The sequence below is a fragment of the Thermotoga sp. SG1 genome, assembly GCF_002865985.1.
Taxonomy (GTDB): Bacteria; Thermotogota; Thermotogae; order Thermotogales; family Thermotogaceae; genus Thermotoga.
In genome coordinates, this window is record NZ_LNDD01000005.1 from 300,977 (window position 1) to 325,160 (window position 24,184).

26 protein-coding genes and 2 tRNA genes are annotated in these 24,184 nt (G+C 45.8%); 23 read left to right on the forward strand and 5 right to left on the reverse strand.

Annotation, left to right across the window (positions count from 1 at the left end; translation table 11 throughout):
* From AS006_RS09265 to lepB, 10 genes are all read left to right on the forward strand, one after another.
* Positions 1-807 carry a mechanosensitive ion channel family protein gene (locus tag AS006_RS09265; protein ID WP_101514099.1) on the forward strand — a complete coding sequence of 269 codons (807 nt, stop codon included), beginning with the start codon at positions 1-3 and terminating at the stop codon, positions 805-807.
* Positions 782-1,054: an acylphosphatase gene (locus tag AS006_RS09270; RefSeq protein WP_101514055.1), complete on the forward strand. Its 273-nt coding sequence runs from the start codon at positions 782-784 to the stop codon at positions 1,052-1,054. The genes AS006_RS09265 and AS006_RS09270 overlap by 26 nt, the downstream gene beginning before the upstream one ends.
* Positions 1,055-1,205: 151 nt before the next feature.
* Positions 1,206-2,507 carry a signal recognition particle protein gene (ffh, locus tag AS006_RS09275; RefSeq protein ID WP_101514056.1) on the forward strand — a complete coding sequence of 434 codons (1,302 nt, stop codon included), beginning with the start codon at positions 1,206-1,208 and terminating at the stop codon, positions 2,505-2,507.
* A gap of 13 nt (positions 2,508-2,520) precedes the next feature.
* Complete coding sequence (rpsP, locus tag AS006_RS09280) at positions 2,521-2,808, forward strand: 30S ribosomal protein S16 (RefSeq protein WP_101514057.1); 288 nt, start codon at positions 2,521-2,523, stop codon at positions 2,806-2,808.
* Positions 2,805-3,032, forward strand: coding sequence for a KH domain-containing protein (locus tag AS006_RS09285; protein WP_041844320.1), 228 nt, complete (start codon positions 2,805-2,807; stop codon positions 3,030-3,032). The genes rpsP and AS006_RS09285 overlap by 4 nt, the downstream gene beginning before the upstream one ends.
* Positions 3,033-3,036: 4 nt before the next feature.
* Complete coding sequence (rimM, locus tag AS006_RS09290; RefSeq protein ID WP_015919642.1) at positions 3,037-3,567, forward strand: ribosome maturation factor RimM; 531 nt, start codon at positions 3,037-3,039, stop codon at positions 3,565-3,567.
* The gene (gene trmD / locus AS006_RS09295) at positions 3,567-4,304 is read left to right on the forward strand and encodes a tRNA (guanosine(37)-N1)-methyltransferase TrmD (RefSeq protein WP_101514058.1); all 738 of its coding nucleotides are present in this window, start codon (positions 3,567-3,569) and stop codon (positions 4,302-4,304) included. The genes rimM and trmD overlap by 1 nt, the downstream gene beginning before the upstream one ends.
* Positions 4,298-4,876, forward strand: a complete 579-nt coding sequence (locus tag AS006_RS09300; protein ID WP_101514059.1) for an RNA methyltransferase — start codon at positions 4,298-4,300, stop codon at positions 4,874-4,876. The genes trmD and AS006_RS09300 overlap by 7 nt, the downstream gene beginning before the upstream one ends.
* A gap of 9 nt (positions 4,877-4,885) precedes the next feature.
* Positions 4,886-5,233 (forward strand): 50S ribosomal protein L19, encoded by a 348-nt coding sequence (rplS, locus tag AS006_RS09305; RefSeq protein ID WP_101514100.1) that lies wholly within the window; start codon positions 4,886-4,888, stop codon positions 5,231-5,233.
* Entirely contained in the window at positions 5,233-6,153 is a 921-nt protein-coding gene (gene lepB / locus AS006_RS09310) for a signal peptidase I (protein ID WP_101514101.1), read from the forward strand. Before rplS ends, lepB begins: the two co-directional genes overlap by 1 nt.
* Here lepB and AS006_RS09315 read toward each other — a convergent pair whose 3' ends face one another.
* Positions 6,154-7,965: a PQQ-binding-like beta-propeller repeat protein gene (locus AS006_RS09315; RefSeq protein ID WP_199167566.1), complete on the reverse strand. Its 1,812-nt coding sequence runs from the start codon at positions 7,963-7,965 to the stop codon at positions 6,154-6,156. It lies immediately after the preceding gene.
* Between the two features lie 74 nt (positions 7,966-8,039).
* Here AS006_RS09315 and truA point away from each other — a divergent pair, with 74 nt between their 5' ends.
* The 5 genes from truA to prfB all read left to right on the forward strand — a co-directional run bounded on the left by truA (position 8,040) and on the right by prfB (position 15,827).
* Positions 8,040-8,777, forward strand: coding sequence for a tRNA pseudouridine(38-40) synthase TruA (gene truA, locus AS006_RS09320; RefSeq protein ID WP_101514061.1), 738 nt, complete (start codon positions 8,040-8,042; stop codon positions 8,775-8,777).
* Positions 8,778-10,071: 1,294 nt separating this feature from the next.
* Positions 10,072-10,875, forward strand: coding sequence for a TlyA family RNA methyltransferase (locus AS006_RS09330; RefSeq protein WP_101514063.1), 804 nt, complete (start codon positions 10,072-10,074; stop codon positions 10,873-10,875).
* Complete coding sequence (locus AS006_RS09335; protein WP_101514064.1) at positions 10,872-12,101, forward strand: hypothetical protein; 1,230 nt, start codon at positions 10,872-10,874, stop codon at positions 12,099-12,101. Before AS006_RS09330 ends, AS006_RS09335 begins: the two co-directional genes overlap by 4 nt.
* A 1-nt stretch (position 12,102) precedes the next feature.
* Entirely contained in the window at positions 12,103-14,718 is a 2,616-nt protein-coding gene (secA, locus tag AS006_RS09340; RefSeq protein ID WP_101514065.1) for a preprotein translocase subunit SecA, read from the forward strand.
* 5 nt (positions 14,719-14,723) lie between these two features.
* Positions 14,724-15,827, forward strand: a complete 1,104-nt coding sequence (prfB, locus tag AS006_RS09345) for a peptide chain release factor 2 (protein WP_199167567.1) — start codon at positions 14,724-14,726, stop codon at positions 15,825-15,827.
* On the opposite strand, the gene AS006_RS09350 is transcribed toward prfB, so the two are convergent.
* Positions 15,819-16,802, reverse strand: coding sequence for a helix-turn-helix domain-containing protein (locus tag AS006_RS09350; RefSeq protein WP_101514067.1), 984 nt, complete (start codon positions 16,800-16,802; stop codon positions 15,819-15,821). The two genes, prfB and AS006_RS09350, sit on opposite strands and share 9 nt — an antisense overlap.
* Before the next feature lie 81 nt (positions 16,803-16,883).
* Here AS006_RS09350 and AS006_RS09355 point away from each other — a divergent pair, with 81 nt between their 5' ends.
* From AS006_RS09355 to AS006_RS09370, 4 genes are read left to right on the forward strand one after another with little or no spacing between them, the layout of a single operon-like run.
* The gene (locus tag AS006_RS09355; protein WP_101514068.1) at positions 16,884-18,023 is read left to right on the forward strand and encodes an alkaline phosphatase family protein; all 1,140 of its coding nucleotides are present in this window, start codon (positions 16,884-16,886) and stop codon (positions 18,021-18,023) included.
* Positions 17,968-18,480, forward strand: coding sequence for a ribonuclease H-like YkuK family protein (locus AS006_RS09360; protein ID WP_233185718.1), 513 nt, complete (start codon positions 17,968-17,970; stop codon positions 18,478-18,480). Before AS006_RS09355 ends, AS006_RS09360 begins: the two co-directional genes overlap by 56 nt.
* 15 nt (positions 18,481-18,495) lie before the next feature.
* Positions 18,496-19,536, forward strand: coding sequence for a hypothetical protein (locus AS006_RS09365; protein WP_101514069.1), 1,041 nt, complete (start codon positions 18,496-18,498; stop codon positions 19,534-19,536).
* A complete protein-coding gene (locus tag AS006_RS09370; RefSeq protein WP_101514070.1) occupies positions 19,530-20,135 on the forward strand; it encodes a ComF family protein in 606 nt (201 codons plus the stop codon). The genes AS006_RS09365 and AS006_RS09370 overlap by 7 nt, the downstream gene beginning before the upstream one ends.
* Here AS006_RS09370 and AS006_RS09375 read toward each other — a convergent pair.
* Together AS006_RS09375 and AS006_RS09380 are read right to left on the reverse strand one after the other, a co-directional pair.
* Positions 20,128-21,378: a glycerate kinase gene (locus AS006_RS09375; protein ID WP_199167569.1), complete on the reverse strand. Its 1,251-nt coding sequence runs from the start codon at positions 21,376-21,378 to the stop codon at positions 20,128-20,130. The two genes, AS006_RS09370 and AS006_RS09375, sit on opposite strands and share 8 nt — an antisense overlap.
* Positions 21,357-21,977: a nitroreductase family protein gene (locus tag AS006_RS09380; RefSeq protein ID WP_101514072.1), complete on the reverse strand. Its 621-nt coding sequence runs from the start codon at positions 21,975-21,977 to the stop codon at positions 21,357-21,359. Before AS006_RS09380 ends, AS006_RS09375 begins: the two co-directional genes overlap by 22 nt.
* 29 nt (positions 21,978-22,006) lie before the next feature.
* On the opposite strand from AS006_RS09380, the gene AS006_RS09385 reads away from it, so the two are divergent.
* The 4 genes from AS006_RS09385 to AS006_RS09400 all read left to right on the forward strand — a co-directional run bounded on the left by AS006_RS09385 (position 22,007) and on the right by AS006_RS09400 (position 23,313).
* Entirely contained in the window at positions 22,007-22,393 is a 387-nt protein-coding gene (locus tag AS006_RS09385) for a hypothetical protein (RefSeq protein ID WP_101514073.1), read from the forward strand.
* On the forward strand, positions 22,377-23,117 hold the full coding sequence (locus AS006_RS09390; RefSeq protein WP_233185719.1) for a GGDEF domain-containing protein: 741 nt from the start codon (positions 22,377-22,379) through the stop codon (positions 23,115-23,117). Before AS006_RS09385 ends, AS006_RS09390 begins: the two co-directional genes overlap by 17 nt.
* 33 nt (positions 23,118-23,150) lie before the next feature.
* A tRNA-Val gene (locus tag AS006_RS09395) sits at positions 23,151-23,225 on the forward strand.
* Between the two features lie 12 nt (positions 23,226-23,237).
* Positions 23,238-23,313, forward strand: a tRNA-Phe gene (locus tag AS006_RS09400).
* Between the two features lie 284 nt (positions 23,314-23,597).
* Here the strand turns inward: AS006_RS09400 and AS006_RS09405 are convergent.
* Positions 23,598-24,143: a YkgJ family cysteine cluster protein gene (locus AS006_RS09405; RefSeq protein WP_101514075.1), complete on the reverse strand. Its 546-nt coding sequence runs from the start codon at positions 24,141-24,143 to the stop codon at positions 23,598-23,600.
* Between the last annotated feature and the right edge of the window lie 41 nt (positions 24,144-24,184).

Here is a 24,184-nt window from a genome sequence, read left to right on the forward strand (position 1 = left end):
TTGCTAACGAGACTTATTCTCACAGCGATCACCGTCGCCGTATCGTATTTGATTTTCAAGTGGCTCTTCAAACTCATCGAAAAAAGCGTCGAAAAACTGGGAAAAGAGCTCCAGATGAGAAACACCATCAGGTTCTTTCTTGGTCTCATCATAGCCGTGATGGCCATCATGGTTGTTCTTGACATCTGGGATCTCAACCTTGCCCCCATGCTGGCGGGTGTGGGAATAGGAGGACTCGTTGTTGGTCTGGCACTTCAGGAGCCGCTTTCCAATTTCTTCTCCGGGATTTTCCTGCTCGTTTCCCGGGCGGTGAAGGAAGGAGAGGCACTGGAAGTGGGAGGGGTTTCTGGAACCGTCGAGGTGGTGAACCTGAACCACACGGTAATCAGAACGTGGGACGGAAAAAGGGTGATGATTCCAAACAGATCCGTCTGGAACGACAAGATCATTCATTTTTGGCCTTCCAGTGTGAGAAGACAGGAGATCACAGTGGGAGTTCCGTACTCTGCGGATCTCAGAAAGGTTGTGGAAATTTTTCAGAAGGCTCTTGAGGACGAAGAGACGGTGGAAAAGGATCCTGCACCTGCGATCGTTTTCTCTGGATTCAACAACTCTTCCATAGATTTCATAATCAGGTTCTGGGTGAATCGTGATAACTTCTTCGAGGGTGTAAAGAGGCTTGCTTTCAGGATAAAGGATTATTTGGAAAAAGAAGGAATCTACATACCCTTCCCGCAACTCGATGTACATTTCGACGAAGAGTTCCTGAGGGCGTGGAAATATGAAAGCACTGAAAATAAGAATTGAAGGGATCGTACAGGGAGTTGGATTCCGGTACTTTACCAGAAGGATCGCCAGAACCCTTGGTATAAAGGGCTATGTGATGAACATGGACGATGGATCCGTCTTCATCCATGCCGAAGGTGAGGAAGAAAAACTTCGCCGGTTCCTGGATGAGGTATCAAAAGGACCTCCGGCGGCCGTTGTAACGAATGTGAGTGTTGAAGAAACCTCTCCAGAGGGATACGAGGACTTCACGATCAGATATTATTAATGTTATGTGACATTGGTTGGGTGTATTAAGTTAAACCACCGAGTCTTTGAAATCGTTTTGTAACAATGATTAAGTCACTCTTTAGACAATCGGAAAACTGTCATTAATGAGAAGCGTCTAATATCAGAGAAGGCGCTCTGGAGGTGTTTGGATGTTCGAAAATCTTCAGGAAAAACTCTCTCGAGTTTTCAAAAATCTTTCCGGACGCGGAAAGATAACAGAGAAAAACGTGAAAGATGCCGTCAGGGAAGTGAAACTTTCCCTGCTGGAGGCCGATGTCAACTACAAGGTTGTGAAGGAGTTCGTCGATCATGTTTTACAGAAGGCACTCGGTGAAGAGGTTCTCAAGAGCCTGACACCGGATCAGCAATTCATAAAGATCGTAAGGGACGAACTGATCAAGATAATGGGCGAAAAGAACGAACCTCTGAGATTGATTCACAGACCCGCTCCCATAATGATGGTAGGACTTCAGGGTAGCGGAAAAACCACAACATGTGCAAAACTCGCAAAACTTCTCAAGAAAGAAGGGAGAAACCCTTTGCTCGTTGCGGCCGACCTTTACAGGCCTGCGGCAGTGGATCAGCTCGTGAAACTCGGAAACCAGATAGGGGTGAACGTGGTCCACGATTACAACAAGTCACCCGTTGAGATAGTAAAAGAAGGCATTCAGGAGGCAGAAAGAACGGGAAAAGACGTTCTCATAGTCGATACAGCGGGGCGTCTTCACATAGATGAGGATATGATGAGAGAACTTGAGGAGATAAAGGCCATTCTCAACCCCGATGAGATTCTGCTCGTTGTGGATGCGATGATGGGGCAGGATGCGGTCAACACTGCGAAAGTCTTCGATGAAAAACTCGACCTTACAGGGTTTGTTGTGACGAAGATGGACGGGGACGCAAGGGGCGGAGTGATTCTATCCATAAAGTACGTAACAGGAAAGCCTGTCAAATTCATAGGAACGAGCGAAAAACTCGACGGGCTGGAACCCTTCCACCCAGACAGGATCGCAAACAGAATTCTCGGCATGGGAGACGTTCTTTCCCTGATCGAGAAGGTAGAAAAAGAGCTCGACCAGGAAAAGATGAAAAAGAGTGCCGAAAAGTTTTTAAGGGCAGAATTCACTCTAGAAGACTTCAAAGAACAGCTTCAGGAGATGAAAAAATTGGGACCACTCTCTTCCATCCTTGAGATGCTCCCGGGTGCTCCTAAGGTGGATGTCGAAATGAGCGAAAAAGAACTGAAAAAGATAGAAGCCATCATAAATTCTATGACCATAGAAGAGAGGAGAAACCCCCGGATAATAGATGCAAGCAGAAAAAGAAGGATCGCCCGCGGAAGCGGCACCACCGTTCAAGATGTAAACAAACTTCTCAAGAGCTATGAGCAGATGAAGGTCCTCATGAAGAGAATGAAGAAAGGGAAATTCAAAATACCATTTGGGTTCTGAGGAGGTGTAGGTTGTGGTCAGGATAAGACTCACGAGAATGGGAAAGAGGAAGCAGCCCTTTTACAGAATAGTGGTTGTGGACAGCAGAAAGAGAAGAGACGGTGCCTACATTGAATCGCTCGGTTACTACAATCCTCTGAAAGAGGGAGAGATAAAGCTCGATGTCGAGAAGGCTGTGGACTGGATATTGAAGGGAGCCCAGCCAAGTGACACCGTGAGGGATATCTTCAGAAAGTTCGGCGTTATGAAGAGGGTACATGAAATAAAGTACGGAAAGAAGGAGGAGGCAACCTCTGAATGAAAGAACTCGTTGAGAAGATCCTTCGGGGGATAGTGAAACATCCCGAGGAAGTGGTGGTTGTTGAGTTCGACGAAGAAGGGAAAAAGGTGTACGAGATAGTGGTGAACGAAGAAGACGTTGGACAGGTCATAGGAAAAGATGGAAGGACCATAAAGTCTTTGAAGATTCTGCTGAGTGCTCTCCTGGGTGACTCCAAGGAGATCACCATCAGGGTGGTCAGGTGAAAGCATGATAAAGACCGTTCAGGACCTGATCAACGAAAGAATTGCCGTTGGAAAGGTTGTCAACACACATGGATTGAAGGGAGAGGTTAAGTTCTTCCCTTACACGAACTCGGAAGAGATTGTGAAGAACCTCTCCAGCGTCGTGCTTTACAACAGAGAAAAGAAGGTCTTCTACAACCTTTCCGTTGAGTCCGTGAGGAGGATGAACAAGCTTTTCCTGATCAAATTCGAAACGATCGACACAGTGGAGGCAGCAGAGAAGATAAAAGGGTGTGAAGTCTTCATAAAGTACGAGGAACTACCTCCCCTTCAAAACGATGAATACTACTTCTACGAAATACTGGGATGCGAGGTTTACTACGAATCCGGAGAGTGTGTTGGAAAGGTCGTCGACATAATCGAAACAGGATCGAACGATGTCCTCGTGGTCAAGAAGAAGAACAGGGAAACACTGATTCCCATGATAAAAGACTGTGTCGTTGAAATCAAAAAGCCTGAGAAAAAGATCGTGGTTAAGGAACTGGAGTGGATTTGATGAGAATCACCATAGTGACCATATTTCCGGAAATGGTCGAGGTTGTGAAGAAATACGGTGTCATCGCCCGTGCGGTTGAAAGAGGTATTGTGGAAATAAACGTGGAAAATCTGAGGGACTACACCACCGACAGGCACAGAACGGTGGATGACTATCAGTACGGCGGCGGATACGGTATGGTCATGAAGCCCGAGCCATTCTTCAGATTCTACGAAAACTATGTTGAAAAACACGGAAAACCGTACGTGATCTTAACAAGTCCTCAGGGCAGGATTTTCAACTACAAGATAGCCGAGGAACTTTCGAAGAAAGATGACATTGTGATATTCTGCGGTAGGTACGAAGGAATAGACGAGAGAGTGATGAGCATTGTCGATGACGAGATATCCATAGGTGACTACATCCTCACCGGTGGAGAGCTTCCGGCGATGGTGATAACGGATGCCATTGTGAGACTTGTACCCGGTGTTGTGGAAAGGGAATCCGTGGAGAGGGAGTCGTTCCATCAAGGGTTCCTTGATCATCCCGTCTACACCAGGCCGTACGAGTACAGGGGCATGAAGGTTCCCGAAGTACTGCTCTCCGGAGATCACCAGAAGGTGGAGTTGTGGAGAAGGAAAGAAAGCATCAAAAAAACCATAATGAAAAGACCGGATCTTTTTCTTTCAAAAGAACTGGACGAACTCGATAAACTGGCTATAATAGAGTTGTTCAGGGAGTTGATGGAGAAGTGTTAGAGAAGGTGTACGTGGCTCTCATCCATTACCCCATAATGGGAAAGGATGGTAGTATCATATCGACTGCTGTGACAAATCTCGACGTTCATGACATAGCAAGAACCGCAAGAACGTACGATTTGAAGGGTTACTACATAGTCACCAATCTCAAAGCTCAGCAGGATATGGTCTACAAGATGCTGAAGTTCTGGAGAGAAGGTTTTGGGAGTCGATACAATCCATCCCGAGCCGAATCCCTGAAGCTAGTTAAGCTGAAACCCTATTTGGAAGATGTTTTGGAAGATATAGAGAAGATCGAAGGAGAAAAACCTCTGATATTCTTTACCTCCGCAAAGAAGCGAGAGAATGACATATCTTTTGAGGAAGGAAGAAGGATCATAATGGAAACAGATCGACCTGTCCTCATACTCTTTGGTACAGGCTGGGGGCTTCCTGATGAAATTCTTGTGATCTCAGATTATATCCTTGAGCCTGTGAGGGCAGGGGCGGATTTCAATCATCTGTCCGTCAGGGCGGCAGCGGCTATAATAATCGATAGACTGATAGGAGAAAATTACGTGAGGAGGGATTGAAAGATGAGTATGGATAATCTTGTAAGAATCATCGAAAAAAAGTATGAAAAGAAGGAAATCCCGGATTTTAGGCCGGGTGACACGGTAAGAGTACATGTGAAAGTGATCGAAGGTGATAGAGAGAGAACACAGGTTTTCGAAGGAATCGTTATTGCCAAGAGGGGATCTGGAATAAACAAAACGTTCACCGTGAGAAGAATAGGAAGCCACGGTGTTGGAGTGGAAAGGATATTCCCGATTCACTCACCCGTTGTAGAAAAGATAGAGGTCGTGAGAAAGGGTAAGGTGAGAAGAGCCAAACTTTACTACCTCAGAGACGTCAAGGGTAAGATCAGGATCAAGGAGCGCAGGGATTGATGAACTTCAAAAAAGAATCCGTAGAATGGATCAAAGCGTTGCTCTATGCACTTGTTGCTGCAACGATCGTGAGACTCTACATATTCGAGACCATGCTGGTACCAACGGGCTCGATGATCCCAACGATCCAGATTGGGGATCGTCTCTTCGTGGAGAAGATCACCTACACCGTTCGAGAACCTCAAATAGGAGAAATCGTTGTGTTCTGGTCACCCTTTGTTGACGAGCGTGCAAGTCACATGCTTCGTCTCTTTGACAAATTCATGGATCTCTTTTCTCCGGCGAAGTTCAGAGGCCACGTCAAGTACGTGAAGCGCCTGGTCGGAAAAGGTGGAGATGTTCTGGAGATAAAGGACGGAAAACTCTACGTAAACGGAAAAATTCCTGAAGCCCTGAAAGACAGATACTACGAGCCAGAAGGGATTTTCAAGTACGAGGATTTCTATGAGTGGCTCTACACCGCAAGCAAATTGAGAAAGGACAAAGAAGCATACAGGAATTTCATATACGAACTTGCAAGAGAACACGGAAGGACAGCGGCTGTGCTGGTGTTTTCCCTCATCGGGGAGGAAGGCTTGAAGTACGATGAACCGTTCCTCCCCGGTTTGCTGAACTACTTCGATCCTTCGATGGTTTACTACGACGAGAAAACCCAGACCTACTACATTCCAGGAATGATCTACCATGAGTTCTACGAGGAGTACTATTCCAAGCTGGACCTCAAGAAATACATCGAGAAAACAGAAGACGGTACGGTGAGGATAAGAGTCCCGGAAGGTTTCTACTTTTTGATGGGTGACAACACGAAAGAGAGTCTGGACTGCAGATACTTCGGTTTTGTTCCAAAAGATCACATCATTGGCTGGCCCATCTTGAGAATCTGGCCGTTTGAGAGGTTTGGGCCCATTCAAAAGTACTGATCACGGGTGAACCGAGTCGAAAAAGCAATAGACGGTCCCATCCCGTGTGGCAACGATCACACGTTCTTCTCCAACGGCTGGCTCAGAGATGGTTTCCCCCACTTTTCTTTCCCATCTTTTCTGACCATCGATCGTGTAGGAAAAGAGAGTTCCGTTTGAGACAAAGAACAGTACCCCTTCCTTTGAAACGGCAACAGGGGATGGAGACTCTGCGAAGACAATATTCTTCACATTGCCCTGAAGGTCAACAAGGTATATCCCGTCGCTGCCGTTTATGATCAGAAGATCTTTATAAACGGAAAGAGCAGAGTTGAGGGTCAGGGGAAGTTCCTTCTTCCAGATCACACTTCCGCTTGATCTGTCAAAGCAGAACAGCCATCCGGAGCTGCTTGCGGCAAATACGTATTTTCCAACAACAACGGGTTTTGTCGTCAGAAGGTATCCAGTCTTCGTTTTCCATTTTAAGGAACCGTTCGGGTAGAGAGAGTAGAGATTTTTCAATGTCCCAAAATAGACGGCGCCTTTTTCGTCAACGGTGACCCCCGTGGACACCCATTCGTCATCCTTGAACTGCCAGAGTGTTTCAGAGTTGTGATCGATCAGATACACCCTTCCTCCATCGATTGCAAGATAGACTCCATACGGATTCACCTCGAACGGCTTTGAGACGTCCGATTCCAGTTCTACTTTCCAGACCAGATTCCCATTCTCTGAGATTGCGTACAGGAAGTTGTCCCAGCTCGTCACGTAGACTCTATCCAGATAAACCTTCGGAGGTGCTGTTACCACAAAGCCCGTCCTGTATTCCCACAATCTTGCTCCGTTCAGTGACATGGCGTGCACAACTCCTTCGACATCCGCCACAAGAACGAGTGTGTCGGTGACGGCAGGAGATGCTCTCACCTCGGAATCCAGATTCCTCTTCCAGAGAAGTTCACCCGCCGTGATCACCCTTTTCTCGGGTGAAAGGACCAGAAACACCCGCTGAGCCACACCCAGTCTTTTCATCGAAAGCGTTGAATCCATTCTGTAGAGGATATTTCCCGAGGTGAAAAAGATCGATCCATCTGCCTTCACAAACGAAGAGACTCCGACGTTGTATTCTTTGACCACTTCTGGGGCGTTCATCTTTCCGGCGTTCATGATGATTATTCTGTTCCCAGAAGAAACAAAAAGGAAGTTTTCCAGCCACTCCACATTTTTTGCATTTTCAACTCTGGTGAAGAACACTATCTTCGGTGCAAGGGTGTTTTCCAGGTCGGCGAGAAATAGAGTTCCATCTTTCGTGATTCCAGCGAGTGCCTTCCTTTTTACGTTCACGGAGATATCGACAACAGCAGAAGGTGCTTCTATCTTCCAGATTTCCTCTCTGTTTTTCACAAGGGAGACGTACTTTCCGTAACTCACGATCAGTTCGCCTTCAAATGTCTCAACATCCACCGGATCTTCAGACAGATCTATGGCAGTGTAGTTGAACGTGATGGGATCCAGCAGAAAGATCTTCCTTTTGGAGAGAATCAAAAGATTGTTTTCACTCCATCTCAGATCCTCCACCCACATCTGGGCCTTTCTGACGATCTCTTCTCTTTCCAGATCGTACTCCATCAGTTCTTTTCCACTCACAAAGTAGGCCTTGTTCGAGATCACGATACCCTTTGATGGTGAAAAAGGGAGTGTGAAACTGGAGATATCTTTCATCTCTTCTTCCTCGACCGTCATCAAAGATGCCACGTTATCATGGATCAACATCAACTGGATGGAGAAAGAAAGTGTTGCCAGTACAGCAGAGAAAAGGACAAAAATCTTCCACATCGTTCTCAACTCCGGCTGTTAAAATATCATGGGTGGCCCGAATAAGAATATAGCACAGATCGAGGTGATAAGCGTTGAGAAGGGTAGCGGCAATCGTCGAGTACGACGGGAGCAATTTCTTCGGTTATCAGGGACAACCAGACGTGCGAACCGTTCAGGGAGTTATAGAGGACGCTCTGGAAAGGATTTTCAAGCAAAGGATTTACACTCAGGCAGCGGGGAGAACGGATGCGGGTGTCCACGCAAACGGACAACTGATAGCTTTCAACTGCCCGAACGACAGGATGACCACGGAGGACATCAAAAATGCCATGAACGCAAACTTGCCGGATGATGTGTACGTGAAGAAAGTGTTCGAGGTACCAGAGAATTTCCATCCAAGGTTCGACGTAAAAAAAAGGATCTATCACTATTTCATACACACCTCCAGAGAGAAGAACGTCTTCCTCAGGAAGTATGTATGGTGGTTCCCATACGAACTGGATCTTGGGGCGATGAGAAAAGCTGCAAGATATCTGGAAGGGACGCATGACTTCACATCCTTCAAAACGGGAAGCGACGAGAGAGATCCGGTGAGAACGATCTACAGGATCAGGATATTGAGCCTTGGAAAAGACATGATCCTCATCAGGGTTGAGGGGAGATCCTTCCTCAGAAGAATGGTGAGAAACATCGTTGCAGCTTTGGTGAAGGTCGGGTTGAAACAGTGGGAACCGGAAAAGTTGAAGGAGGTGCTTGAGGCACGGGACAGAAGCGCGGCGGCTGGTACCGCACCTGCACATGGATTGTATTTCTACAAAGTGCTCTTTTGATGTTTGCATTCGACTACAGGATAGAAGAAAACGGTGTTCTCTACTTTCTTGGGGATGCCACTCCCACCGAAGTTGAACTGGAGATCGTCCAGGAGTGGAAAGATCTCCCGGTGGTGACACTCGTGTACGACGGACCGGGTGAGTACGAAGGTCTTGTGGAAAACCTCCTGACACAGGATGGTGTTCTTACAGGTGTGGGGACGCCTTTGATAGTGAAACTGAGAGTTAAAGAAGATCTTGTTGCCTTTCAGATCGTCTTCGAGGACAAAAAACTTGACAACTTCGAAAATCCGGTAACTTCAAATCTGTTCCCCGAGCAGTTCAGAGAGGTCGTGAGGAAGATCTTTTCCCAACTGGAGGTTCCGTCGAGGTTTTTCCTCATCGAGTACAGAGATGGAAAGTTCGAAAAGAAGATCGCTCAAACCCATGATTTTCCAGGGAAAAAAGCCCCTGTGGTGATAGTTCCTGTGTGGAAACAGAAGCACGTTCTGGAGATAGGAAACTACAGAGAAGTTGTGGACGAAGGATTCTACCAAATAGGCGGAAAGACGATATACGTGGGAAGGGACATATCGTTGAAGAGTGTACCGGGACTGTACGAAGGGGTCGATATGGTCTTTCTGGATGGAGAAAAGGAGTACATCTACAAAGATGGATTCCTCAGAATGGGAGAGAAAGTTTTGAAGATTCAAGAACCCGTGGATGTCGTCGATGAAAAGGTGATCACAGGATACAGGATAGGAGAGCAAGAAGTGGATGACACGATACTCTTCAGATGGAACGATTTCGTTCTGACGGCATCCGGTGTTTTGATTGGTATCAACGGCAACTGGACATGGCAGGTCTCCAGAGCACCGGTGGAGTTTTCTTTCCGGGACGGTAGAATGTACATACTGGATGTTTGCGGATTTCTGAGAAGTTACGATTTGAAGACAAGACGCCTCCTCTGGGAGAGAAGGATCGAAGGTGCGTGGGGCCTTGATACATCCAGAGACAGGGTGTTCGTTGGTGTAGGGAGCAACGTGGTGGTTTTGAACGCAGAAGACGGAGAGACGATCGAAATACTGGAGGCAGAGGATTTTGCGGTGTGGGAGGATGAACTTCTGATCTACAAAGAGGGCAAGATAAGCGGAGAAAACGTTGGAGATGGCTTTTTCATCAGAAACTTTGGAACTCCTCTTTTTATTTCAGAAGGCAAAGTTCTGTTTTTTGGATCGGAGAAAAAGATTTACAGGAATGTTGAGAAAATCCGGGTGTTTCAGTGGGGAACTGTCATAAAGGAAGGTAATGAACTATGGCTGATAAGAAGAGACTAGATCTACTCGTTCTGGAAAAAGGTCTTGTGGAAAGTCGTGAAAAGGCAAAGGCTCTGATTCTGGCAGGAAAGATACTGGTGAACGGCGAGAGAGTAACAAAAGCAAGCAAACTCGTTCCGGTGGACTCGCACCTGGAAGTTCTGGAAGAGCCAAGGTACGTGAGCAGAGGAGGATACAAACTCGAATCTGCGTTCGAACGATTCAAAATAAACGTCGCGGGAAAGGTCGCATGTGACATAGGTGCTTCCACCGGTGGCTTCACTGACTTTCTCCTGAAAAACGGCGCCCGGAAGGTCTTTGCGGTTGACGTGGGATACGGCCAGCTCCATTGGAAGTTGAGAAACGATCCGAGAGTGGTAGTGATGGAGAGGGTGAACGCCAGATATTTGAAATGGCAGGATCTGGGAGAAAAGGTTGACATCGTCACCTGTGATGTTTCGTTCATATCGGTGAAGAAGATCCTCCCTGCTATCTACGATATCTTGAAGGACCAGGGTGATGCGGTCGTACTGGTGAAGCCCCAGTTTGAAGCGCCAAGAGAGTTCGTGAAAAAGGGAATCGTGAAGGATCCTGAGGTCCATGTGAAAGTGTTGATGGATGTACAGAAAAGCCTGACAGAGAACGGGTTTGTGGTGAAGGACTGCTGTTTTTCCAAAATAAAGGGAGTGGAGGGTAACATAGAGTTTTTCTTCTGGGTGGGAAAAGAGGGGAAGAATCAAAACGTGGATTTCCAGAGAGTGGTGGAAGAGGCCTGGAAGTTCTTCGGGGAGATGAAATCGTGAGGACACTTCTTTTTCTGGTGATGATCACAACGGTGGCCTTTTCTGTACCCGTTTTTCAGGATTACGATTACTTCATATGGTTTAGAAACACGGGTGAGTTTTACTCGATAATAAAGCAACTTCCTCTCTTTGAATTTCTGCTTTCAGAAAAGGGAGCCGGTTTTGAGCAGGCAGCGATCAAATGGGTTGAAAACCGTGTGGATCGGCCGGAGAACTTTTTTCAGGCACTATCAAAGGAGATCGTTGTCTGTGGAAAGGGCAATCTGGAAGATCTTTTCACCTTCAATATCAACAATCTTCTTTCTCTGCCTTACAGACTCAAAGAAGGTTTCATCGCCTTCAAAACAGGCGCTCCACAAGAATTCGTGGAATCCTTCGCAAAACTGAATACGGCAGAGTTTTACGAAAAGGATGACCTTTACATCATCGAAAGCTCTACCCCTCTTTACCTGAGAGCGCTCGGAGAGTATCTTGTGCTTTCAATAAGCAGAGAGTTGCTCGAAAAAGTGCAGGACGAAAAAACGTCTTTTGAAAGCGCTCCTTTTGTGGCACACGTGAAGGAGCTGGAGCTTTTCGGGAAAAAGGGTGAAGCATTTTTGAAAGCAAATGCGAGCGTTTCTCAGCTCACACTTGAGATCACCCAGAAGGCAAAGCCTTTTTCAGTTTCAAAACTTGAAGACCTTGGTCAACTCCCCTACTCTGGAGATCTCTACGTTTTCTCAGGTGATTCTGAAATCTCAAAGGAGCTTCTGGGAGAAATCTTCAAAGGAAGTGATTTCGAATATTTCTACCGAACGTTCATCGATGGAAGTATCATGCTTGCTTCGTCACTCTATGGAGCTTCTGAACTTGTTCTTTTCGTTCAGAACAAGAGTCTGAAAGACGTAGAAACCGATCTCATAAGTCGGGGAGCAGAAAGACTTGGTGAAGAATGGGAGCTTTCTGTTCAGAATCGTCCACTTCGTTTCTTTGAGTACCGTGGCCGTCTTGTTATCTCTTCTATGAAGAAGATAGAATTCCTTCAGGCCGTCAACAGAAGAAGGCTTTCGAACCATCCCAGTTTCAGATTTCTGGAAAAGCAGATGCCAGAAAACGTGTTTCTGGAGATGTTCTTAGATCTTGACTCTTTCCTGAACAAACTCCTCGGCTTTTCCCCAAATTCCAGTTTGCTTCTGATTGGATACGTGGAGGGTGAAACCATAAAGTACAGATTGGAGGTAATGTGACATGTTGTTTTTTGACAAAAACAAGCGCATTTTGAAGAGGTATTCGAAGATCGTCGAAAAGATCAACCAACTGGATCAGAACATGAGATCAAAAAGCAACGAAGAGATAATAGCTCTGTCCTCCGAGTTAAAAGAGAGGGTGAATTCTCTCGAAGATGCAGATAGAAACCTTGTAGAAGCTTTTGCCCTGGTGAGGGAAGCCGCTCGAAGAACGCTTGGTATGAGACCTTTCGATGTTCAGGTGATGGGAGGAATTGCCCTCCATGAAGGAAAAGTGGCGGAAATGAAAACGGGAGAGGGAAAGACACTCGCCGCCACCATGCCCGTGTACCTGAATGCCCTCATAGGAAAGGGCGTACACGTGGTCACCGTAAACGACTACCTTGCAAGGAGAGACGCCCTGTGGATGGGACCTGTATACCTGCTTCTGGGGTTGAGAGTTGGGGTGATAAACTCCCTTGGGAAATCCTATGAAGTTGTTTGGAAGGACCCTTCGTTGGTTGAGAAGGCGATAAAAGAAAACTGGAGTGTGTGGCCACAGGAGTTCGATGGGGAGGTTCTGAAGGAAGATCAGATGAACAAAGAAGCTCTGAACGCCTTTCAGGTGGAACTCAAAGAGATCTCGAGAAAAGAAGCCTACATGTGTGATGTGACTTACGGTACAAACAACGAGTTTGGATTCGACTACCTGAGAGACAACCTCGTTCTGGACTACAACGATAAGGTCCAAAGGGGCCATTTTTATGCCATAGTGGACGAGGCTGACAGCGTGTTGATAGACGAGGCAAGGACTCCCCTGATCATCTCCGGACCATCTAAAGAGAGTCCTTCCACCTACAGAAGATTCGCTCAGATCGCAAAGAAATTCGTCAAAGACAAAGATTTCACGATCGATGAAAAGGCGAAAGCGGTCATTTTGACCGAAGAGGGTGTGGCAAAGGCAGAGAAGATAATAGGTGTGGATAACCTCTACGAACCCGGGAACGTCTCCCTTCTGTATCACCTCATAAACGCCCTGAAAGCGCTACATCTCTTCAAAAAGGACGTCGATTACGTTGTCATGAACGGAGAAGTCATCATCGTCGATGAATTCACTGGAAGGCTCCTTCCTGGAAGACGCTACAGTGGGGGATTGCACCAGGCCATAGAGGCAAAAGAAGGGGTCCCGATAAAGGAAGAATCCATAACGTACGCCACGATCACCTTCCAGAACTATTTCAGGATGTATGAAAAACTCGCGGGGATGACAGGAACCGCCAAGACGGAAGAAAACGAATTTGTTCAGGTTTACGGCATGGAAGTTGTGGTCATTCCAACGCACAAGCCCATGATAAGAAAGGACCACGATGATCTTGTTTTCAGAACACAGAAGGAAAAATACGAAAAGATCGTGGAAGAAATCGAAAAACGCTATAAAAAAGGTCAGCCAGTTCTTGTGGGTACCACTTCCATAGAAAAGAGTGAACTCCTTAGCTCCATGCTGAAAAAGAAGGGAATACCTCACCAGGTACTGAATGCAAAGCACCATGAAAAGGAAGCGGAGATCGTTGCCAAAGCCGGGCAGAAAGGCATGGTGACCATAGCAACCAACATGGCCGGAAGGGGAACGGACATAAAACTCGGTCCTGGTGTGGCGGAGCTCGGTGGCCTCTGTGTCATTGGAACAGAAAGGCACGAAAGCAGAAGGATAGACAACCAGCTCAGGGGTCGATCCGGAAGGCAGGGAGATCCTGGAGAATCGATATTCTTCCTCTCACTGGAAGACGACCTTCTGAGGATCTTCGGTGGAGAACAGATCGGAAAGGTGATGAAGATACTCAAAATAGAAGAAGGTCAGCCCATACAGCATCCCATGCTTTCAAAGCTCATAGAGAACATCCAGAAGAAGGTGGAGGGAATTAACTTCTCCATAAGGAAATCCCTCATGGAAATGGACGAAGTTCTGGACAAACAGAGAAGCACCATATACTCTCTTCGAGATCAAATACTTCTGGAAAAAGACTACGATGAGTACCTGAAACAGATCTTCGAAGACGTCATCGAAACAAGGGTGGAGGAGTTTTGCTCCGGCAAAAACTGGGATCTCGAAGGCCTGAAAAACTCCCTTTCGTTCCTTCCAAGAGATCTCTTCGAATTCGATGGAAAGCGTTTCGAATCGTCCGAAGAGCTTTACGAGTATCTTTTCAACAGAATGTGGGAGGAGTATCAAAAAAAGAAGCAGGAAATAGGGGAGGAATACAGCAAAGTAATCAGATTTTTGATGCTTCGAATCATCGACGAGCACTGGAGAAGATACCTTGAAGAAGTGGAACACGTCAGGGAAGCGGTTCAGTTGAGGGCGTACGGGCAAAAAGATCCGATCGTTGAATTCAAAAAAGAAACGTACCTTATGTTCGATGAGATGATGAGAAGGATCAACGATACGATAGCCAATTATGTCCTGAGAGTGGTCAAGGTGACGGAGAAGGATGAAAAGGAAGCAAAGGAAGAACTTGGTAAAATAAGACTTGTGCATGAGGAGTTCAACCTTGTGAACAGGGCCATGAGAAGGGCCATGGAGAAAAGAAAGAAAAAAGGTGGCTCCCACGGACTTGGTAAAATAAGAGTGAAGAGGTGATGAGAATGATCAGTTTTGAGACGAGAACGAAGATAGAAGAACTCGAAAAGAAGTTCAAAGATGTGCTTTCTATAGTCAACGAGGAGGAAGTCAACAGAGAGCTGAAGGAACTCGAAAAGAAACTCTCTGATCCTTCCGTCTGGGACGATCAGAAAAAAGCCCGTGAGTACACACAAAAACTGAAGAGACTTAAGAACATCTCTGAAGATCTGAAGAGGGTAAGATCTCTCTTTGAAGATCTCGAGGTCGCAATAGAACTCTCAGAAGAAGATATGGATATGGTGAATCAGGTAGAGGAGATCGTTCAAGATCTGGAAAAGGCTGTGAAGAAGCTTGAACTGGAGATCATCCTGAATGGAAAGTACGATCCCAACAACGCCTATCTTTCCGTTCACCCAGGTGCAGGAGGGACCGAGTCTCAGGATTGGGCTCAGATGTTGCTCAGGATGTACATGAGATGGGCAGAAAGAAAGGGCTTTGACGTTGAGATTGTGGAGTATCAGCCAGGTGAAGAGGCAGGCATAAAGGACGCAACGATTTTAATAAAGGGTGAGTACGCTTACGGATACCTGAAGTACGAGTCTGGTGTCCATCGACTGGTGAGAATTTCGCCCTTCGATGCGGCAAGAAGAAGACACACGTCTTTTGCATCGGTGAACGTGATACCAGAGATAGAAGACGATGTCGATATCGAGATAAAGCCGGAGGATTTGAAAATAGAAACCTTCAGAGCCTCTGGACATGGCGGTCAGCACGTGAACAAAACAGAGTCCGCTGTGAGGATCACGCACATTCCAACGGGAATCGTTGTCACCTGTCAAAACGAAAGATCGCAGCATCAGAACAAGCAAACAGCGTTGAAGATTTTGAAAGCAAGACTGTATCAGCTGGAGCTGGAAAAGAAGAGAAAAGAGATACAGGAGATCCAGGGAGAACTGAAGGACATATCCTGGGGAAACCAGATCAGATCCTATGTCTTTCATCCGTACACGATGGTAAAAGATCACAGAACGGGTGTGGAGACTTCAAACGTTGATGCGGTGATGGACGGTGATATCGATATCTTCATAGAAGCGGAACTTGTATACTTTGCACGTCATTCATCCTAAGCCGTACTTCTTTATCTTGTAGGACAGTGTTTTGTAGTTTATGTTCAGGATTTCACAGGCTTTTTTTCGATTGCCCTCGCTCTCTTCGAGGGCTTTTTCTATCATCTTTCTTTCCACGAACTCAACGACCGTTTCGACGAACTTTTTCAGATCGGTGCCCTTTGTTCCTTTGAGATCGCTCACAACGCTCTTGACCTGTTCTGCAGAATCCTTCAGCGTGAGGATCTCGTACGTTTTCTCAAGGAACTCCTGCGTGTTTCCCGGCCAGTGGTAGTTCATGAGCACCTTGACTAGCCCATCGTCGATTTTGAAGGTCTTTCCCTGAAGTTGGAGAGATCTGAGAACCCCGTCCAGCATGTAGGGGATATCCATTCTTCTTTCCCGCAAAGGAGGAATTACAACGAATGGAATGTCGATCTTAGGTGGAAGGTTCATTCCCAGAACCACCTTTTTCCCGGAAAACCTTGGAGGTTGGAAATCCGATGGTGCGTCGTCTATGAACACCGTGCTTGCTCCTGTGTTTATGGGAAGTTCTTCATGGTATATGAGTGAAAGATAGTTTCCACCCGTCACAAAATCAACGTACGCGTGTCTGTGAATGCCCTTCTCAGAAACAAGAGCAAAGACAGGATAGGAGTTGTAGAACTTCTGTACCTGAAAGAGCGTCTCTTTTATTTTTGCTCCCTGAAGTTCCGGAGTGTACAGAAGAAGATTGTATTTCGCCTTCAAGGATTCGTAGTCTTTCTTGCTCACGACATACTCAAGAGCCAGTTCCAATTCTTTCAACGTTTGAACGAACACCGTGTCGTCCATTTCAAAGATCTTCTCACCGAAGATTACATCCCACTTTTCGGCCAGAACCTTGTCTCTGTAATCCTCACCCTCGTAGAGATCCCAGTCTACATCGTGTGGGATCTTGGTTATCATATCTTTGAAGGCATCGACGATGTCTTTTCTCACGAGCACTTTCAGCACTCTCTCATCCCCATCGTGCTATCATTCTTCTACGAAACCCCGTTTCAAATCTTACCATATGGAAGGGAGGAACTCGGTTCGATGAAGCTGGAAAGACTTGATGAAGGACTCTTCTATCCACATTATAACGGATATTCCATCGTCAATTTTTCGAACACCATCCTGAAGATATTCGGTGAAAAAACGCTTCACAGACCCTTTCCACTTCCCGAAAGATTTCTCGAAAACGTTCGCAAGGTGGTTGTTCTGGTTGTCGATTCTTTGAGTTACGATGCGTTCTCGAATACCATACAGGACGATGATGTGCAGGTGTTTCCGTGTTCTTCCGTTTTTCCCACAACCACGGCCGCCGCACTCCCCAGTTTGTACTCCGGGTTGACCCCCCTGGAACACGGTTTTCTGGGGTACATCCTTTACCTTCGAGAAGTGGGTAGCCCCGTGAACATGATAGAGATGGCTCCCCCGGGTTTTCCGAAAGAAAGTGTACTTAGAATTCATGAGTTTCGATTCACAACGATATTCCAGAGGTTAAAGATTCGATCCTTCTTTCTTGTTCCCAGATATCTACTGGGGACGGGCTTTTCCAGGCTCATGTCTCAAGGAGCAGAGCAGATCGGTTTTTCCAGTTTCGGTGACATGATCGAGAAAATGCTGGAGATACTGGCAAATCAGGAAACAGTGCTTGTCTTTGGATATTGGCCCTCACTTGATTCAATAGCACACAAATCGGGTGTTGGAAGGGCCTATTTCAGAGAACTCAAATGGCTCTACAGAATCCTGAAGGAAGAACTCATCAGGAGATTAAAATCAGACACCCTCTTTTTCATGGTGAGTGATCATGGACAGATATCAACACCACCGGAGAGGGAAGTGTGGTGGGACAGTTCTTCAGAAGTAATGAAGCTTCTCGACAGACCTCCTGCTGGTGAGCAAAGAATGATGTATCTTTACACAAAAAGAAAGAAAGCTCTGGTAGAATATCTTGTGGAAAAGTACGCTGATTTTGCGGTCTTCATCGATGCCAGAAGGGTGACACGCCTTTTTGGAGTGGGAAGGAATCATCCTGAGTTCGCGAATAGAATCGGTGATGTGATACTGATAACAAAAGAGAATTTCTCCTTCAACTACAGGTACACGGGAAAAGAAGAAAGTCTTGCTGGAAGGCATGGAAGTCTCACTCATCAGGAGTTGGTGGTTCCCCTGGTGGTCTATCGGAGGTGATAGGTTCCGTTATCTGAAGAGTCCCACTTGGGGAAAAGTAGATCATCAGAAGGCAAAGCATCTCATAAAAAAGTTCACAGAGGGGCACAGGTATGAGGTCTTCGTAGGAACGGACAGTGACATCAGAGACGGAGAGGTAGTGTACGCCACAGCGGTCGTGGTGTATCGATTTGGAAACGGTGCAACCTATTTTTACACCGTATACAAAGATGGAAAGAACAGAGACCTGTACACGAGAATATTCAAAGAAGCGGAGATGAGCCTGGAGATGGCCAGATTCGTGGAAGAGGTCCTGGAACTAGGAAAACCAGTGGTTCATCTGGATATCGGATACGAGGGTCTCACAAAAGATCTGGTCTCTTCTGTGATAGGATACGTGAAGGGAATGGGGTATCCCTATCAGGTGAAACCGGATTCTTTTGCCGCAACGAAGATCGCCCATAAACACACCAAGTGAGGAGGTTGCCCGCCCATGAGAATCCTGTTGTGTAATCCTGAAAGCAAAAACGAGATATTGGGTGTTCTGAAAGACCTCGATGAGGAGTACGAGATTCTACTTCCAGCGGAACGTATGAAGGATTTTGATATCCTCTACGTGAAGTGGAAAGAACTGCCGTTCAGGAGGGGGGAGGAGGAAGTTCTTTCTGTTGTAGACGAGAATGTGATAGGACTTTTCTTCGAGGCGATAAAGAACTACCGGGAAAAGGTGGTAGTTACGGACCTCGATGATCTGAAACTTGCTCTTTCTGAGATAGAACGAACGGGTGATGTTTCACTTCAGACCAGAAGGTTTCTTTTTCTCAAAGCCCTGGCATACTTTCTGAATTTCCAGTCGAGAATTTTGAAGGATCTATCCGATCTTTTTTTCATAAAAAGATGGGAAGCATTCGTTCTGGAAAGGATAGAGGAGGAAGGTTCCGAAGCAATTGTGAAACAGCTTTCTCAGAAGATACCTGAGAAGAAATCACTGGATATCAGTCTTGCGGTTCATTTCCTCCGGTATCTTCCACATGGTTCGTGCATCCTGGTGAAAGATTGCACCGTAGTGTACGCCTCTTCGAAGGGAGACCTTCCCGATGTGAGCAGTGGTGTTCTGGGATACAGTGGAACTTTCTCTGGGAAGAAAAATTATGACTTCGTCGTGGCTGAAGATTTCAGGGAAGACACGGAAGGAATCAGGTTGAACGAACTCGACACATTCGAGGAAGGAATGGTTCTTCTTGGAACAGCCGGTGTTCTCAGAGAGCCTGTTCCAACGGACAACTTCACGGAGGCTCTCTCCATGCATCCTGCTTTCGACTGCTGTGCTGTGACGAAGGATGGCTATCTGGTGGCACACCTTGTTGAACTCGACAAAAGTAAGATCTTTGAAAAACTGGAACATCTCGACCTTTCCGGAACGTCTGTGGCCTTCAATTTTCCTGTAGAGGAATCTTCAAGGAAACATCTCAAAGAGAAGGGAGTAGCGAGAATATCCTGGATAGACTCAAGAAGAATCTGGAGAAGGTGCTGAACTTCCTCTATACGAACACGTGTCTTCTCTGTGAAAGGGAAATTTCCCCGTTTTCCTCTCTTTGTGAAAGGTGCAGGACAGAAATCATAGAAAAGGGTCCCTCTTTCTATCATGAACGTCACAGAAGCTACGAGATTTTCGTCTATTCCACCTACGCCGATAAATTAGAAGAGGTGATAAAACTCTACAAGTATCACAACGAGACTTTGCTTTCTGGTTTCCTTACAGAGATTTTCATCAGACTGTACGGTTACTTTCAGAGGGAAGCAGATATTGTTACCTGGGTACCGTCTTCTTTAAGCTCACTCGAAGAAAGAGGATTCGATCATATGGAGCTGATAGCAAAGAAGTTCGCCAGAAAACTTTCCATCCCTTTTGCGAGGGTTCTCAAAAACGTCTCGGAAGGAAGACAGGTGGACAGAGAAAAAGAAGAGAGGAAGAAGCTGGGAAGGTTCGTGTGTCAAAAGCCCCCACCCCGCAGGGTCATTTTACTGGACGATGTGCTGACGACGGGAACGAGTGTAAAAGATTGCGTCCAAACACTCCTCAGAAACGGAACAGAAAGTGTTTTTGTGTACGTTTTAGCAAAGGCTAGATGACAAGGCCAACGATCAGATCGTTGACGTTCGTTCCTGTGGGTCCTGTCTTGAAAAGAGCACCTGCTTTCTTCAGGGCGTTGTAGGAGTCGTTGTTCTCGAGGTATTCAATAGGATCTTCTCCCATCTCTTTCAGAATCTTTACCGTTCTTCCATCAACGATGCCACCCGCTGCATCCGTGGGACCGTCTGTTCCATCTGTTCCGACGGAGCACAGAACGACTCCTTCTATTCCCTCCAGGGCTATCGCTGCCGAAAGTGCGAGTTCCTGATTCCTTCCTCCAAGACCTTTTCCTTTCACATGTACCACCGTTTCTCCACCGAGAATCACCGCAGCAGGTTTCTTTAAGGGTCTGTCTCTGAATTTTATTTCCTTCATGATGCTTGCGATGAACCTTCCTGCTTCTTTTGCTTCACAATCCAGTGCAGTTGTCAGTATTTCGCTGTTAAAACCCTTCTCGATGGCTATCTTCTTTGCTGCCTCGCATACCTTCTGAACGTTTCCCAACACATGAATCTCCACGTTTGACAGGTGCTTTGGTGTTTCCTTTAAAAGGGCTTTCTTTACATTGTTGCTCACATTGATCTTGTATCTTTCCAGGATCTTAATGGCCTCTTCTGAGGTTGAAGTGTCTAAAGAGGTGGGACCGGAAGCTACAACATCGATCCTGTCACCAAGAACATCGGAAAGAACAAGCGTAATAACTTTTGCAGGATGTACCTTCTCTGCGAATCTTCCTCCTTTTACCTGTGAAAGATGCTTTCTTACGGTGTTTATCTCCTCAATATTCGCGCCACTTTTCAACAGTAAATCGGTGATTTCCTGAATCTCCTCAAGAGAAACACCTTCCATAGGCAGTTCAAACAAGGCAGATCCCCCACCAGATAGAAGAAAAAGGACCGTATCTTTCTCATTCAACCCCTCAACCATCTCTATAACCCTTCGAGTGGCTTTCAGAGTATTTTCGTCTGGAATGGGATGTCCTGCTTCGTATACCTCAAAGTCATTGATGGGGCCTTCACTGTGACCGTACTTTGTGATAACGATCCCTTTTCTTATCTTTCCGTTCAATATTTCGTAAGCAGCTTGGGCCATACGCCATGCCGCTTTTCCGACCGACACGAGTAAGACATCTTGAAGGTTCAATCTTTTCAGCGTGTCTTTCACCGCTCTATCTGGCAACACAGACTCTATGGAGTTTCTCGCTATCTCGATCGCTGTTTTCAGTAATTCAGAACCAGACAATATGTATCCTCTCCTTTCTTCACAATTTCTGGTTCCCTTTTGAATATCTCCCGTGCGACAAGGAACGCATGTGAAAGGGCTATTCCGAGATCCACAGGACTTTTAGAGGAGATGCAGATCTCCCCACCTGTGAACCTTATTCTCCATGGTTGTCTGTTCATAGCAGAGGGTGAAAGTACGGTCATTTCCACTATCTTCATGATTTCTGGCGGCAGCTCTTTCACATCGTTTTCAAGAAAAGAGGTGATAGGTTTTCTGTTTCTGGTGAAGTTTCTTGATCTGGGATACCCGAAAACGATGATGTAAGGAACATCCGGATGAGGAGAACGTGCCATCCAGCATGTTCCAAAGTCCTTGATGGTAAGAAAAAGAACGATCTGTTCTCCTTGGAAACCATAATCAACCAGTTTTTCAAAATCTTTCTTGGTTGTTGCATAAACGTAACCTGGGAAAGTGGAAAGATTCACTTTCCAGTTGAGTTTTTCCGTGATAAACTTTAAAAGAAGATTTTCTATTTCTTCTTTTATATCTTCCGGCAACTTTCTTTCCAGAAAATCCCGCACTGAATGCCTTCTTTCAATCGCCTCGAAAATATCCATACGTGCCACCTCCAGAAGGGGGATAGAAGTTGAGAAAATTGGCTCTCTTTTTGTTGCTTTTTCTATTTTCTCATGCCTTTTCTGCCCTTATACTCTTTGAAAAAGTCGACGTAGATTTCCCAGAGGATCTATACAAAACAGTCGGCACAAGGTCTTTTCTCGTGAAATATTTTACTCTCTTTGAAAGTGAAGAGCAAAGAGGATTGATCCTTTCTGGATGGATCTTTTCTCCAACCGATCAAGCCTCCACAACTGTCGAGATAAGAGTGGAAAGTGGAAACGAATTCCATGTCTTCAAAGTGGAAACAGAAAAAGAAGGGTTTTACTCTGTTATTCCCCCTTGTCTTCTAATAGTTCCAAAAGGTGCGAAGATATTCCTTGGAAAATACGAAATAGGGGGTGATATTGTTGATTGAAAAATTGGTCCATTTTTCCGCTGCGATCCTTCTTGTATTTTTCATCCTTCATCTGAGAAAGTATTTGAAGAGTTTCAAAAGTAATTTTATGGAATTCGGCATAGCCATCATAATAGCAGGGCTTCTGGTCGATCCATTCTATGAGATCTTGGGATACAACATCATGATAGTTGGTATAGTAGTTGTTTTCTTTGGGATATTGAGAGTTTTTAAAAATCTCAAAGAGATTGCAATTAGAGACTATCTAACAGGACTTTACACCAGGTACTATTTCTTCGAAGAGTGGCTTCCTCAAGAGATGGAAAGACAAAAGCGAAGGAAAGGAAAGGGAATAGCTTTTCTTGTGATAGATCTTGACGACTTCAAGATAATAAACGATCGCTACTCTCACAAAATGGGAGACAAGGTTCTGAAATTTGTTGCCCAAAAGATAGTAGAAAACATAAGAAAAACAGACTGTGCCGTGAGGTTTGGAGGAGACGAGATACTGGTCGCTTTCCCAGAAGCAGACGAGAAAACAGTTGAAAACATCGTGAAGAGACTGGAAAAAAAGCTTTTGTTCAATCCATTTGGACTTCCTTTGAAATTTTCCTACGGTGTGGAAACCTGGAAACCAGGTGAAGATATAGAAAGCGTGGTGCAGAGAGCAGATCTTCAGATGTATTCTTTGAAAAGCCTGAGAAAGCAAAGGCAGATCTTGTCTGGAGAAGAAGATGTTGACTAATTCCGAATTTTAATGTAATATATTTAATGCGGTGGGAGCGTAGCTCAGGGGAAGAGCGCCTGCCTTACAAGCAGGAGGTCGTAGGTTCAAGTCCTGCCGCTCCCACCAGAGATATGAGGTGGCCAGGTAGCTCAGTTGGTAGAGCACTGGACTGAAAATCCAGGTGTCGGCGGTTCGATTCCGCCCCTGGCCACCAGATCTACTAATCAGAATGCGAACAGCCCGGCCATTTCGGCCGGGTTTTTTGTTTTTTACACTTCAAAACGGTGGTGAACAAAACAGGTGGAAGGAGTTTTGGTGGGAAATGGGATAGAATAACCCAGCTTGAGATAATCTTGGAAAGTTTCCCCTGCCACTAGTTTTGTTTGTCAGTTCTGAGTTTTTCAAGAAAATCTATACTATCATCAGACCAGAAGTTAAATCCCAGGTTTTGTTTTTTCACTCTTCTCGAAGAACCAATCTGTCATGTCATTTGTCTTATCATGCTCCTTTGTATCTAAGCTCCGGAAAAAGAGAAACGCAGGTGTATTCCAGGGCTTTCTTGAAAGCGATGTTTATAGGGTATCTTTCCTGTGCAAGGAAGAAATCGATGGAGAGCAACTTCGAGTGAATTTCCTGACATTCGGGAAGGTTTTCAAGAAGTCCGCCCAGCTGTGGTTTTAGGTATCTGCAAGCCCACACCTCTGGTTTTCCCTTTCTCAATATGTAGCTTCCAGAAAACAGTCTGCAAACAAGAGGTCTGAAAGAATGATAAGAGCATCCACCGTGTTCAGAACGAGGATCAAAGAGCACACATCGATCTGACTCATCGATGGTTTCAAGGATGTTCAGCCACTTTTCTATGGAGCCCTTCCTTAGAAGATGAATTGCCAAGGGAAGAAACTCAAGGATTGTCGCTTCGATGTTGATGGAGGGAGTACCGCAACACTCCCTGCACCCGTTGCAGGAAGGAAGTCCGCTCTGGATGTTTTCCAGTTCCAGATACAGCTTCATCACTTTGATAGCCAGTTCTTCCAGCCTTTTCACAAAGAGTATCTATATCGAGTCTAGGTAACAAACAAAGGCTA